The sequence below is a fragment of the Stenomitos rutilans genome, from assembly GCF_059505485.1.
Map to the genome: position 1 here is coordinate 21,521 of NZ_JCACKR010000012.1, position 13,071 is coordinate 34,591.

The 13,071-nt window shown below is 50.9% G+C and carries 9 protein-coding genes; 5 read left to right on the forward strand and 4 right to left on the reverse strand.

What is annotated here, in order from left to right:
• Nucleotides 1-18: 18 nt before the first annotated feature.
• Nucleotides 19-2,448, forward strand: a complete 2,430-nt coding sequence (locus AC5JLP_RS00595; protein ID WP_496065946.1) for a CHASE2 domain-containing protein — start codon at nucleotides 19-21, stop codon at nucleotides 2,446-2,448.
• 119 nt (nucleotides 2,449-2,567) lie between these two features.
• Here AC5JLP_RS00595 and AC5JLP_RS00600 read toward each other — a convergent pair whose 3' ends face one another.
• The 4 genes from AC5JLP_RS00600 to AC5JLP_RS00615 all read right to left on the reverse strand — a co-directional run bounded on the left by AC5JLP_RS00600 (nucleotide 2,568) and on the right by AC5JLP_RS00615 (nucleotide 8,021).
• Nucleotides 2,568-3,158 (reverse strand): hypothetical protein, encoded by a 591-nt coding sequence (locus tag AC5JLP_RS00600; protein ID WP_496065947.1) that lies wholly within the window; start codon nucleotides 3,156-3,158, stop codon nucleotides 2,568-2,570.
• 64 nt (nucleotides 3,159-3,222) lie between these two features.
• Nucleotides 3,223-4,446: a type II secretion system F family protein gene (locus AC5JLP_RS00605; protein WP_496065948.1), complete on the reverse strand. Its 1,224-nt coding sequence runs from the start codon at nucleotides 4,444-4,446 to the stop codon at nucleotides 3,223-3,225.
• 260 nt (nucleotides 4,447-4,706) lie between these two features.
• Nucleotides 4,707-5,819, reverse strand: a complete 1,113-nt coding sequence (locus AC5JLP_RS00610; protein ID WP_496065949.1) for a type IV pilus twitching motility protein PilT — start codon at nucleotides 5,817-5,819, stop codon at nucleotides 4,707-4,709.
• 201 nt (nucleotides 5,820-6,020) lie between these two features.
• Nucleotides 6,021-8,021, reverse strand: a complete 2,001-nt coding sequence (locus tag AC5JLP_RS00615; RefSeq protein WP_496065950.1) for a GspE/PulE family protein — start codon at nucleotides 8,019-8,021, stop codon at nucleotides 6,021-6,023.
• A 642-nt stretch (nucleotides 8,022-8,663) separates the two neighbouring features.
• Here AC5JLP_RS00615 and grpE point away from each other — a divergent pair.
• The 4 genes from grpE (at nucleotide 8,664) to AC5JLP_RS00635 (ending at nucleotide 13,034) form a co-directional block, all read left to right on the forward strand.
• Nucleotides 8,664-9,416, forward strand: coding sequence for a nucleotide exchange factor GrpE (grpE, locus tag AC5JLP_RS00620; protein ID WP_496065951.1), 753 nt, complete (start codon nucleotides 8,664-8,666; stop codon nucleotides 9,414-9,416).
• 162 nt (nucleotides 9,417-9,578) lie between these two features.
• Complete coding sequence (dnaK, locus tag AC5JLP_RS00625) at nucleotides 9,579-11,510, forward strand: molecular chaperone DnaK (protein ID WP_496065952.1); 1,932 nt, start codon at nucleotides 9,579-9,581, stop codon at nucleotides 11,508-11,510.
• A 124-nt stretch (nucleotides 11,511-11,634) separates the two neighbouring features.
• Nucleotides 11,635-12,768 carry a molecular chaperone DnaJ gene (gene dnaJ / locus AC5JLP_RS00630; protein ID WP_496065953.1) on the forward strand — a complete coding sequence of 378 codons (1,134 nt, stop codon included), beginning with the start codon at nucleotides 11,635-11,637 and terminating at the stop codon, nucleotides 12,766-12,768.
• On the forward strand, nucleotides 12,765-13,034 hold the full coding sequence (locus AC5JLP_RS00635) for a sulfurtransferase TusA family protein (protein ID WP_496065954.1): 270 nt from the start codon (nucleotides 12,765-12,767) through the stop codon (nucleotides 13,032-13,034). The genes dnaJ and AC5JLP_RS00635 overlap by 4 nt, the downstream gene beginning before the upstream one ends.
• Nucleotides 13,035-13,071: the final 37 nt, after the last annotated feature.

Below are 13,071 nucleotides of genomic sequence, written 5' to 3' on the forward strand. Positions count from 1 at the left end.
CCTATGTAACCCTGCAAGATGGCTAAAAATCTGCCGTTGCCCCAAACGGAACCGCTGACTGTTAAGACGCCTTCTACCACTAAACGCCTCACGAACACACTGAAGTCGCGGCTACATACTCCACAGCCAAGCGGTTTTGGGCATCTCGTTGTGGGAGCAGTGGCGATCGCGGCGGCCTTGCTCACCACCAGCCAATCAAATTTAGCGCAACTGCTCGAACGACAGGTGCAAACCCTGTTCTTTGAATTACGAGGCCCCGTCCCCCCCCCTAAAGATGTCGTCGTTCTGGCGATCGATGAAGATTCGCTTTCGCAAGGCACGAAAGTCTATCCGCTCGATCCCCAAAAATATGCGTTTTTGGAACCGTTGCAAACCTGGCCCTGGAGCCGAGTTGCGTATGCACGTGCAATTGACCGTCTCATGGCAGCGGGCGCTCGCACGGTGGCAGTCGATTTGATTTTTGATTCTCCCAGCAGTTATGACGAGGGCGATCGAGCGTTTCAGCAAGCGCTACAGCGGTATGCTGGACGTGTCACCCTGGCTGCTAAGTATGAAGACACCACGACTCCGCAGGGCATTTTGACCCAGCTTGTAGGGCCAAATGATCTGTTTCAAACCAGGCCGATGTCGGTTGGTTTGATTAACTATCCAGTTGAACCCAACAGTCGCATTCATGCGCTTGGCAGTCGCTTTGCCCGCCAGGTGGAACAAACCAACGCCTCCAAGCCACCCCAAGAGTGGTTGATTGGCTCTCAAACCTTCATGGCATCCTTTGCAGAAGCCACCATGCGAACGTCTCAGCGCATGTATCCTGCGCCGCATGGCGAGAATATGTTTTTCTACGGCCCCGCAGGCACGTTTAAGCAAATTCCATTCTGGCAAGTGCTAGATCCCGACAGTTGGGATCGGTTAGTCAAAAGCGGTGAGTTCAAGGACAAAATTGTGCTGATTGGCCCGACTTTTGGGCTATCGCAAGATTTTCACGCAGCACCGTTTTCAGACAGCTTTCTGTATCGCCACCCCATGTCAGGGGTCGAAATTAACGCCAACGCGATCGCCACTCTGCTAGAGGACAGGTCGATCGCAGACGCCATCTCAAGCGCCCCACTTCAAGGTGTTTTTGTGTTTGTGGTTGTCATGGTGGCCGGTTACCTTCAAAGTAGGGCCAAGCGTTCCTTACGGCGCTTTGCGGCTGCAATGGGTCTCGTACTCGTCTGGGGCAGCATCACCTATTTTGTGTTTACCCAAAAGCGATTGGTTTTACCAGCGGCAGTGCCCATGAGCGCGATCGCGCTTAGCGGTACTGCGTATCTATTCATTGGCATTGCGAGTGAGAAATTCAAGCTTCGTCGCACGATGAAAAGCTATGCTGGCTCTCCCCTGATTCAAGAAATCATTAGCAAGAGCGAACAAGATGATTTGAAGGATCTGCTGCCTGAGTATCGAGAGCAAGAAATGTTTGGCAAAACGCTAGCCGGTCGCTACACCATCAAAAAAGTTCTGGGTTCAGGTGGCTTTGGAGAAACTTACGTAGCTGAAGACACCCAACGACCCGGCAATCCAACGTGCGTCGTGAAACAACTTCGACCTAACAGCAACAATCCCAAGCTTTTTCATCTGGCACAACGGCTCTTTCAGCAGGAAGCAGAAACGCTTGAGAAGTTGGGCAGGCACGACCAAATTCCGCAGTTACTGGCTTACTTTGAGGAAGATCAGGAGTTTTATTTAGCTCAAGAGTTTATTCCAGGGCAACCCTTAAGCAGCGAACTGTCACTTGGCAGGCAAGCGCCGGAGTTTCGAGTGGTAGCAATTCTACAAGAACTGCTGTCCATTTTAGAATTTGTTCATAGTCACAACGTGATTCATCGGGATATCAAGCCAAATAATGTTATCCGACGACGCTCTGATGGCAAGCTCGTTCTTATTGACTTTGGAGCAGTCAAAGAAATTAGCCAAATCACCGAAGACGATCGCCGCACAGGGTTCACGGTTGGCATTGGCACTCAGGGATACATGCCCAACGAGCAGTGTGCTGGCAACCCCCGATTCAACAGTGATGTGTACGCTGTGGGCATGGTTGGCATTCAAGCGCTGACGGGCTTGTCACCGGGTCAGCTCATTCAGGACAAGAATACAGGTGAAATTTCTTGGAAACACCGAGCACAAGTCAGTTATGCTCTTGCAGAAGTGCTCAGCAACATGGTGCGCTACGATTTCAGACACCGCTATCAGTCAGCAACGGAAGCGCTCCAGGCACTTCAGAATCTAGGAAACAGCGTGGTAACACCAACCCTAGAAGATGTCGTCTCTTTCCCACCACAGCTAGATGGTGATGCGACACCACTCCATGCCTCCACGCAGCCGTGGCCTGAAACTTTTGGAGAGGCCAACGCCTACTTACCGTTGACTGAAGCAGCATCTGATCGCGATACCAAGTCTGACCCGTAGACCTGTAACCGCAGGTAGCAGCCCTTAAAGCCGAGTCGGCAACCGCCTGTAGAAGCGTTACAGATAATATCTCTACAAAGAGCAAAGCAAAGAGAGCAGTATGGTTTTCGGATAGAGGCTTAAGAGTCTGCCTCGTCTCCCGATCGCACCTCTGAAGGGATAGGTTCACTGCGTTCTACTTCAGTCGCTACCGCTTCTTGCTGCACAAAGGGCAAAAAGGCACCTTTTAAGCCGCGTTTAATGCGCTCTGGAGTCTCTTCAAACACGACAAAGAGAGGATAGGGATTGTCAGCTCCTTCATTCAAAATATGCTTGTAGCGCAGTGGCAAATCCCATTCATAACCGCGACTTAAAATAACCTGGGTCTGCCGCCAACGACTGAGAAGATCAGAAAAATCTTCCTGCGATCGATGAATAAAGACGAACATCTCCACCCCAGTTTTAATCTTCCACTCTGGGTCACACATCAAAATGGCAAGATCGCACGGTAAGCACGTTGCCTCACTGCTTGGGCCACCTGAACTGCTAGCAGAGCCAACTTGGCGAAACTTGACGATCGGCAACGGCACCGTGATCAGGCTCTCGTCAGGGCGACGCATACTGGGAAGCAATTCCAGGTACGGACGATAGCGTTTGAGGAGCGCGATCGCCCCTACCGCATCACAGCACTCAGCCAGGGCTGCTTCGTAGTGAATTCGATGAGCAGTCATACTCTAAAGGTCGTTTGACAACGGCGATCGGTGCTGGTGCTGATGCTCATCTTTAGTGTGAAGGCTAGCCCAACTTCTCGAACACTTTGAACATGGGTAGATACATCGACAGCAGAATAGAGCCCACCATGCCGCCCAGGAAAAGAATCATAATCGGCTCCATAATGCTGGTCAAAGCCTTCACGGCTTGCTCGACCTCATCCTCATAGAAGTCCGCCACTTTCATCAGCATCTTGTCAATTTCACCCGTTTCTTCACCGATGCTGATCATCTGAATCGCCATTAAAGGAAAGACCTGCTCGCGTTGTAACGCAATGCTGATCATGCCACCTGTTTGAATTTCGCGTCGTGCTTCATCAACCGCGTTGGCAATGATTTGGTTACCTGCGGTATCACGCACAATTTCCAGACAGGTTAGAATGGGCACGCCCGATCGGGTCAGCGCTCCAAACGTGCGACAGAAACGTGCAGTGGCAGTTTTCTGAATCAAATCGCCAAACAACGGCATTTTCAGAGAGAGGCGATCGATGGTTTCGCGTCCTACCCGCGTTTTGTAGTACTGCTTGTAGGAGAAAATGCACACCGGAATCAGAATGATGAGAATCAGCACCCTGGGGCTGCGTAAAAATTCACTGATCGCCATCATTGCCAGCGTAAACCCTGGTAGTTCCACACCGATATCCTTAAAAATGCTGGCAAACACAGGCAGCAGAAAGACAGTCATCGCCACAAAGATGATGGTTGCCAGCACGCCTACGACTACTGGGTAGGAGAGTGCTGCCTTAATTTGGTTTTGGAGACGAGCCACATCTTCCAGCAGTTTTGCCAAACGGTTTAGCACTTCATCCAGCACACCACCCACTTCGCCTGCTTGAATCATGGCAACGTAGAGATTGTCAAAACAGGCGGGATGCTTCCGCATGGCATCTGAAAGGTTCATCCCTTGCTGCACGTCAGAGCTAATTTCGAGCAACGCGGCTTTAAATTTGGGATTCTGGCACTGCTCGGACAACACACCCAAGCCTCTCACCATTGCTACACCTGCGTTCACCAGGGCGGCAAACTGACGTGAAAACACGGCTTTGTCTTTGACGGTAACCTTCGCCATCGACGATTGAAACTTCTTCATGTCGAAGTTCAAAGAAAGCCCATCATCCTGCTTCAGGTCTTGAATAAAGAGACCTTTCTCTCGTAAGGCAGTACGGGCATCGCTGATGGTGTCAGCAACGATTTTTTCTTTCTTGGCGTTCCCTTTAACGTCTTGAACACGAGCAACGAAGGTAGGCATGGTGGATACCAGAATAGAAAGAGGAGTGAACCGAGAAGCCCTACGAGCTTCTTACCCGACTCATAGCAGGTGAGAAGCGGCGCAGAATGAAACTGATGTGAGTGTATGCCTGATCTTGCTTGAGAAGCGAAACACGTTAGTCACAAGTTAGACAACTTCAGGGGAGGCTCCGTTGGAGCAGCGCGATCGCTCACAAGAAGCGATACCCGATTGTACTGCTGCAACGAAGATGTCAACCAACAAAACAGCAGCAAACTTAACTAACGTTTGACCGCTCCCGCAGGCGCTGCCCCTGTAGGCGCTCCGCCAATGAGGCGCTGAATTTCATCTGGACGCGACGTTTTTGACATGGCAGCTTCAAACGAAATCAGGCCAGCTTTGTATTGGTCAGCCAGCACCTTCTCCAGGGTTTGCATTCCCAGCTTCCCACCCGTTTGAATGGCAGAGTAAATTTGAGCCGTTTTGCCTTCTCGAATCAGATTGGAGATAGCAGGGGTAATGATCATGATTTCTTGCGCCATCACCCGACCGTATTCCCCTGGTTTGGGGTTTTTCTTAGGGACGAGCGTTTGGCTAAAGACGGCTACCAGGGAGTTGGAGAGCTGGACACGCACCTGCGTTTGCCGTTCTGAGGGAAATACGTCGATCATCCGGTCAACGGTTTGTGACGCTGAACTGGTGTGCAGGGTGCCGAACACAAGGTGACCTGTTTCAGCCGCCGAGATGGCGAGAGAGATGGTTTCCAGATCTCGCATCTCGCCGACCAGAATGATGTCAGGATCTTCACGCAGTGCTGCTTTCAGGGCATTGGCAAAGCTCTTGGTGTCCTCACCTAACTGGCGCTGGTGTACCAGACTTTTAATCGGTTCGTAGACAAACTCGATCGGGTCTTCGATCGTCAGAATATGCTCAGCGCGGGTGCGGTTGATCAGGTCAATCATGGCCGCCAGGGTGGTCGTCTTCCCCGAACCCGTTGGTCCCGTTACCAGAATCAGCCCTCTGGGCTTTTCGGTCATATCGCGGACGACATCTGGTAGGCCCAGTTTCTCAAAATTAGGGATCTTAGAACTCAGCGCTCTCAAACAGGCGGCATAGGTGCCTCGATCTTTGTAAACGTTGACTCTGAAACGGGCTAACCCTCGTACACCATAGGAACAGTCAAGCTCCCAGTTTTGCTCCAGGTTTTTCCGCTGCGTGTTGTTGAGCATGCTGAAGATGAGCCGCTGGCATTCTTCTGCGGTCAGTGCCTGGTCGCCGATCGGCTGCAAGTGCCCACTGATGCGAAAGTAGGGTGGTAGACCAGCCGTCAGGTGCAGGTCGGAGCCACCCATTTCGATCAACTGCTCCATCAAGTCTTCAATCATCAACTCCATGAGGCTTGCTCCTTTGGGAAATGGTTAGCGATTTGCCAGTGGTTGGGGTTGGCTCAGGTGCGATCGCTCAAGGCGCATCCTGCAAATAACTAGGAGTATAGTCTACCCACCTAGCTTGGCTGAACCCTCATGACACTCGATGGGTTTTCACCTGAGCGTTATCAATCAACTCTGAAGGCCGAAAAGACGCAGGTTTGAAGTTTAATCCTGAAAGCGTGGGGTCATGCAGTAGGGGCAATCAATCCACTCTTGTTTGAGGTCGGCGCTGCAAACACGGCAGCTCAACGATGTTTTGCGTTTTGCTCTCAACTCGGATTCCAAGCCTGTATCGGTAAAGGTTACACGTTCAACTTCCTCAAGGGTTGTTTGACCTGTGCGGACTAAATTGAGGCTATACGCCAGCAGGGTTTGCATGCCCTCTTCAACCGCAACTTCTTTAATGGATTCTGTCGGAGCGCCTTGAGTAATCAGGTTTTGCAACCGCTCGGTGACACGCATCACTTCATACACACCACAGCGTCCTTTATAGCCAGCGCCGCCACACTTAGCACACAGTCGATTCTGCGATCGCGCTTCCTGAATTTCACTTGGTTGTAGCGTGACGGCTTTGTAAAGGGTCAACTCACCCTCGTTAGAGGCCGATAAGCCAAAGCGCGCTAACTCTTCTCTAGTGGGTGTGTATGGCACGCAGCACTCACTGCACACGCGGCGCATCAGTCGTTGAGCCACAACACCCAGCAGCGCACCAGACACCATGAACGGTTCAACGCCCATTTCATCCAGGCGGGCGATCGCCCCAGCCGCATCATTCGTGTGTAGCGTAGTGAGTACCAGGTGTCCTGTGAGAGCCGCTTCGATCGCGGTCTTTGCCGTTTCACGATCGCGGGTTTCACCCACCAGAATCACATCCGGATCTTGACGCAGAAAGGCTCTTAGAATCGCGGCAAAGTCCAGACCCTTCTCTCGAATCACCTGCACCTGGGTTAAACCGGGCAGAGAATATTCGATTGGATCTTCCGCTGTGCTGATGTTGACCCCTGGATCGTTCCGTTCTGCCAGCGCCGAGTAGAGCGTGGTTGTCTTACCAGAACCCGTTGGCCCCGTTACCAGGATTAAGCCAAACGGACGGCGCACCATTTCCTGCACGATTTGCAGTGATTCTGGATCTGTAATCAGCTTATCCAGACCAAGCTGGGTGGCAGAGTTATCTAGAATCCGCAGTACAACCTTCTCACCATAGCGGCTGGGCAGCGTGTTGACCCGGAAATCCACCTTCCGACCATCATAAATACGGCGAATGCGTCCATCTTGAGGCGATCGACGTTCTGCAATATCAAGCTGCGCGATGATTTTGAAGCGAGCGGTCACCGCAGGGATAATTTTCTTAGGGAATGGATCTGCAAAGGGTTCTCGTAATACCCCATCTTTACGGAAGCGCACGCGCAAAAATTCCTCTTGCGGCTCGATGTGAATATCAGAAACCCCGTCTTGCAGCGCTTTGATCATAATTTTGTTGACCAGCGCAATCACCGGAGCGGCTTCGGCATCTGAAACATCCAGATTAGCATCGTCTTCATCGGGCGCATCCTGTAGATCGAGATAGCCTAACCCCTCTAAATCCTTGTTAACGTCAACCTTGGATTGATCTTCAAGCTGTTTCTCTCGCTTCTCTTTTTCATCCAAATATTGGTTGATCAAGCGGCGGTAATCTTCAACCGTGATGACCAATCGTTGAAGAGCCAAGCCTTGAGGACGTAGACGACGGTTGAGATCATCCTGAGCTTGCAGGTTATCTGGATCAACCATCGCCACCAGCACAAACGGTGGCTGACCGTCGCTTTTAGAGAGCGGTACGAGGTTATAGCGACGGCATAGGTCGATCGGGATGAGAGTATCAATCAACTCACTGACTTGCGTACCCGTAATCTGGCTAATTTCGGGGTCAAGCGACTCCACACCATAAAGAATCTTCAACTCAAAAAGCTGTTGCTTCTTGTACTGACGGAGCAAATCAGGCGGCAGTTGATGCCCTGTGATTGACTCCAGCACATCGATCAGCGCTCTGCCAGACTTCCGACTTTCGATGAGAGCCTGCTGCATCTGGGCATTGTCTACATAGCCAGACTGAACAAGCTTGTTGCCAAAGGGCGAAAAGTTATTCTGAACGACAAGCGCACGACGTTGGGAAGAGGAGTTAGTCATAGCTGGTTGAAGAGGGTCTCCTGGTTTACTAGAATATGCCCAATAATCGACAAGAATCGCTAAGAGGATGTCTGTTTCTCACGACGATCGCCACCCCAGTCGAAACCGAGCGCTGCATCCAAAGGAAGCCAGCACAAAAGCTCGATCGGTGGCAAGCTTCAGTCAAGACAGTTAGCATGAGATTAGATGCATGATAAACGTATGCATGACGAACGAGAGAACTGAACAGACGAAAGGATCGAACCATTAACACCGAGTCAAGGAGCGATCGCCTGCTGCTTTCGGTGTTTCCAAGGCGAACTTGATCCATAAGGTTCCTACATGAACCTTGACACTCCAAAAGCATAGCCCTTATGGCTCAGTTCGTTAGGCGTTTGAAATACAGTTCGCTCTGAACGTTTGATGTTCATCTGTTGCTCAGCCGATCGGCTTGAGGCTTGCTAGTCTCCTTACTAAATTTTGTTGCAACGTTTTTGTTACAACGTTGGTGAGCCAAACAGAACGTCAGGGAACAACTACAGAATTGACGAATGAAAATCGATCAACCGCAATGAGATGATTCTTACCGTCGCTAGATTCTTAAAGCGTATAGGATAAATCTGGTAGCTAACAAGCAGTCTTGAGGATTGGGACGAGATAGCAATGATTGACGAAGTAAATCAGTATGAGAATGTACAAGGTTCAGCGTCTGACTCCTCGGAGAGCGCTGTAGGTGCAACCGATGCCACATCATTACAGGATACAGCCACAGGAGACGCGGCGATCGACCCGACGTTAGCCACCACCCCGATTAATGATGACCCATCCACTCCTTCCTTGGAAACAGTTCAGGCAGATGTTGTTGACCAAACCTCAACCTCTGACAGTTCAACCGTGTTGGGCGAGAAGGACAATGAAATTAAATTGCTGAAGTCGCAGCTAGAGGAACGCACCAGTCAATGTGTGCGAATTGCCGCAGACTTTGATAATTACCGTAAACGCACTCAGCGCGAACGTGAAGATTTAGAACTACAGGTGAAATGTTCAACCATTAATGAAATCCTACCTGTAGTCGATAACTTTGAACGGGCACGATCGCAGATCAAACCACAAACCGAGCAAGAAACAACCATTCACAAAAGTTATCAAAGCGTTTACAAGCAACTGGTTGATTGCTTAAAGCGTATTGGGGTTGCACCCATGCGATCGGAGGGCAAAGAGTTTGATCCAAGCCTGCATGAAGCGGTGATGCGACAACCCACCGATGAGCAGCCTGAAGGCACGGTCATGGAAGAGTTGGTGCGGGGCTATATGCTTGGCGAACGTGTGCTACGCCATGCGTTAGTAAAAGTTGCTGCTGCCCCAGAGCCCGTGATAACCTCGGAGGAAACCGATCAGGGCGGTGCAGAAAATTAATTTTGCCAGATACGTTTAATTCCAAATTTAATTTGGGCATGCTTGGAGTCAGAATCAACAACCGATGTAATGGTGGCAACGGTGGCAATGCTTTCTTGCGCCATTGCATGCATCGGCTTCTAAGCATCAAGTTCACATCACGTATTTTTACCGCCACTCGCTATGGGAAAAGTCATTGGTATTGACCTCGGCACGACAAATAGCTGCGTTGCCGTCCTAGAGGGCGGTCAACCGATTGTCATCTCTAATTCAGAGGGCGGACGAACAACGCCAAGCATGGTAGGTTTTGGCAAAGTGGGTGACCGTTTGGTTGGTCAGCTTGCCAAGCGGCAAGCAGTCACCAACGCCGAAAATACAGTCTTTAGCATCAAGCGCTTCATTGGTCGCCGTTGGGAAGATACCGAAATGGAACGATCGCGAGTTCCCTACACCTGTGTCAAGGGTAAGGATGATACCGTCGATGTGCAGATTCGCGGGCGTAACTATACGCCCCAGGAAGTGTCGGCGATGGTGCTGCAAAAGCTCAAGCAAGACGCTGAAAACTATTTAGGCGAACCTGTGCAGCAAGCGGTTATCACCGTACCTGCCTACTTCAGCGATGCTCAGCGTCAGGCAACTAAGGATGCTGGCACGATCGCAGGGCTTGAAGTGCTGCGCATCATTAACGAGCCAACGGCTGCTGCGCTTGCTTACGGCATGGAGAAGCAAGACCAAGATCAATGCATTCTAGTGTTTGACTTGGGCGGTGGTACGTTTGATGTCTCGATCTTGCAGATGGGCGATGGCGTCTTTGAAGTAAAAGCAACGTCTGGCAACAACCATCTGGGTGGCGATGACTTTGATGACTGCATCGTGCGCTGGATGATTACGAGCTTCAAAGATCAGGAAGGGATTGACCTGTCGATCGACAAAATGGCGCTGCAACGCTTGCGTGAGGCGGCTGAAAAGGCAAAGATCGAACTCTCTGGAACATTGACCACCTCGATTAATCTACCGTTTATTACGGCGGATGAAACGGGGCCAAAGCATTTGGAAATGGAGCTGAACCGCTCTACCTTTGAAGAGTTAGTGAGCCATTTGGTTGAAGGTACGATTAAGCCCACTGAGCAAGCGCTGAAGGATGCCGATTTAACGATTAATGATATCGATCGCATTCTATTGGTCGGCGGCTCTACACGCATTCCAGCGGTGCAGGATGCCATTCGTAAATACTTCAACAACAAGGCTCCTGATCGATCCGTGAATCCTGATGAAGCTGTGGCTCTGGGTGCTGCTATTCAGGGTGGTGTACTCGGTGGCGAAGTCAAAGACTTGCTGCTGCTGGACGTGACACCCCTTTCGCTGGGGATCGAAACGTTGGGCGAAGTCTTTACCAAAATCATCGAGCGTAACACCACCATTCCAACCAGCAAGACTCAAGTCTTTTCTACTGCAACAGATGGGCAAACGTCGGTTGAAATTCACGCTCTGCAAGGTGAGCGGGCAATGGCAAAGGACAACAAAAGCCTGGGTAAATTTCAACTCAACGGAATTCCTCCCGCCCCTCGCGGTGTGCCCCAAATCGAAGTGTCATTCGATATCGACGCAAACGGTATTCTTAAAGTCTCTGCGAGGGATAAGGGAACGGGACGTGAGCAAAGTGTTTCTACAACCAACACTGGCGGCTTAAGCACTAGCGAAATTGAGCGGATACGTTTGGATGCCGAGGTCTTTGCAGAAGAGGATGAGCGCCGGAAGAAGCTGGTGGTGCTCAAAAATCAGGCAGATAGCTTGTTCTACAGCTACGAAACTCTGCTGCGCGACAATGGTGACTTCATTCGGGATGATCTCAAAGCGCAGGCATTAGAGAAGGTGACAGAATTGAAAGCGGCGGCGGCCGATCCGACGATCGCGCCCGAAACGTTCAAACAACACCTGGATACACTACAAGAGACCTTGCTAGCGATCGGGGCATCAGTCTATCAGCGCGCCAACGAAGTGCCAGACGACGAAGCAACGACCCAGTTTAGCCCATCGAATGGGTCATTTGATCCCGAAGACTACAGCTTTGAGAACGACGCTACTGTTACAGCCGATTATGAAGCTGTAGATTAGTTAAGGTATAGGAGGAGTGGTCAGTATCGGTGAATGGTAGAGGGTCATTGTCCAAAGCCAATCTTTCAGACCCAGAACTCAAGCCCCCAGCTCTAAAAAACCTTTACCCTCACAGCAGTATTCTATGGCTCGTGACTATTACGAAATTCTCGGCATTTCGCGCGATGCCGACAAGGACGAAATTAAGCAAGCATACCGACGTTTAGCTCGTCGGTATCACCCTGATGTCAACAAAGAAGATGGAGCCGAAGAGCGCTTCAAAGAAATCAATCGTGCTTACGAAGTGCTTTCAGAGCCAGAAACTCGCGCCCGCTACAATCAATTCGGTGAGGCTGGTGTTGGCTCTGCTGCTGGCGGAGGCTTTCAAGACTTTGGCGACATGGGTGGGTTCGCGGATATCTTTGAAAGTTTCTTCAGCGGGTTTTCGGGTGGCGCGCCTGGTCAAGCGGGACGACGGCGTAGTGGGCCAATGCGTGGCGACGATTTGCGGCTTGATCTGAAGCTAGACTTCCGTGAAGCGATTTTTGGTGGTGAGCGTGAAATCCGCATCAATCACCTTGAAACCTGCACAACCTGTAGTGGCTCAGGCGCAAAACCAGGCACCCGTCCACGCACCTGTTCTACCTGTAGTGGGGCAGGCCAAGTACGACGAGCTACCCGGACACCGTTTGGCAGCTTCACGCAAGTTTCTGTTTGCCCTACCTGTGCTGGTACTGGACAGGTCGTTGAGGAGAAGTGCGAAGTCTGCAATGGTAACGGTCAGCGCCAAGAGACGAAAAAGCTCAAGATTAATGTTCCCGCTGGAGTCGATAATGGTACCCGCTTGCGCGTTTCTAATGAAGGTGATGCAGGACAGCGCAGTGGCCCTCCTGGCGATTTGTATGTCTATCTGTTCGTCAATGAAGACCCAGAATTTCAGCGCGAAGGCATTAATATTCTTTCGGAACTCAAAATTAGCTATGTGCAGGCAATTTTAGGTTCTCGCGTTGAAGTCAACACCGTTGATAATGAGCCTCAAGAACTCCTGATTCCACCGGGAACCCAGTCGGGTAAGGTGCTGACGCTGGAAGGAAAGGGCGTGCCGAAACTGGGTAATCCGGTCAGTCGTGGGGATCATCTGATTACGATTTCGATCGACATTCCCACCAAAATCTCCATTGAAGAACGGGAACTGCTGGAGAAACTGGCGAAGTTGCGGGGCGATCGCATTGGTAAAAGTGGCATTGAAGGGTTCTTCGGCAAGGTGTTTGGCACATGAATGCAACCGAACCGTCTTCTCTTGCCCCAGATGCTCAACTGGATTTACGTGGCACTCCCTGCCCGATCAACTTTGTGCGCACGAAGCTAAAGCTTGATCAAATGCCTCCGGGATCGCTTTTGGAAGTGTGGCTTGACCCTGGCGAACCGATCGAACAAGTGCCTGATAGTTTGAGAATGGAAGGCTACGCGATCGAGCATATTGAAGACCGTTCCAGTTATTTTGCGCTTAAAATTCGACGGCCAGCAAACCGTGAAGACGCTTGAGCGCGATCGCATGCAATGGACATCGAGCGGTGAGCGA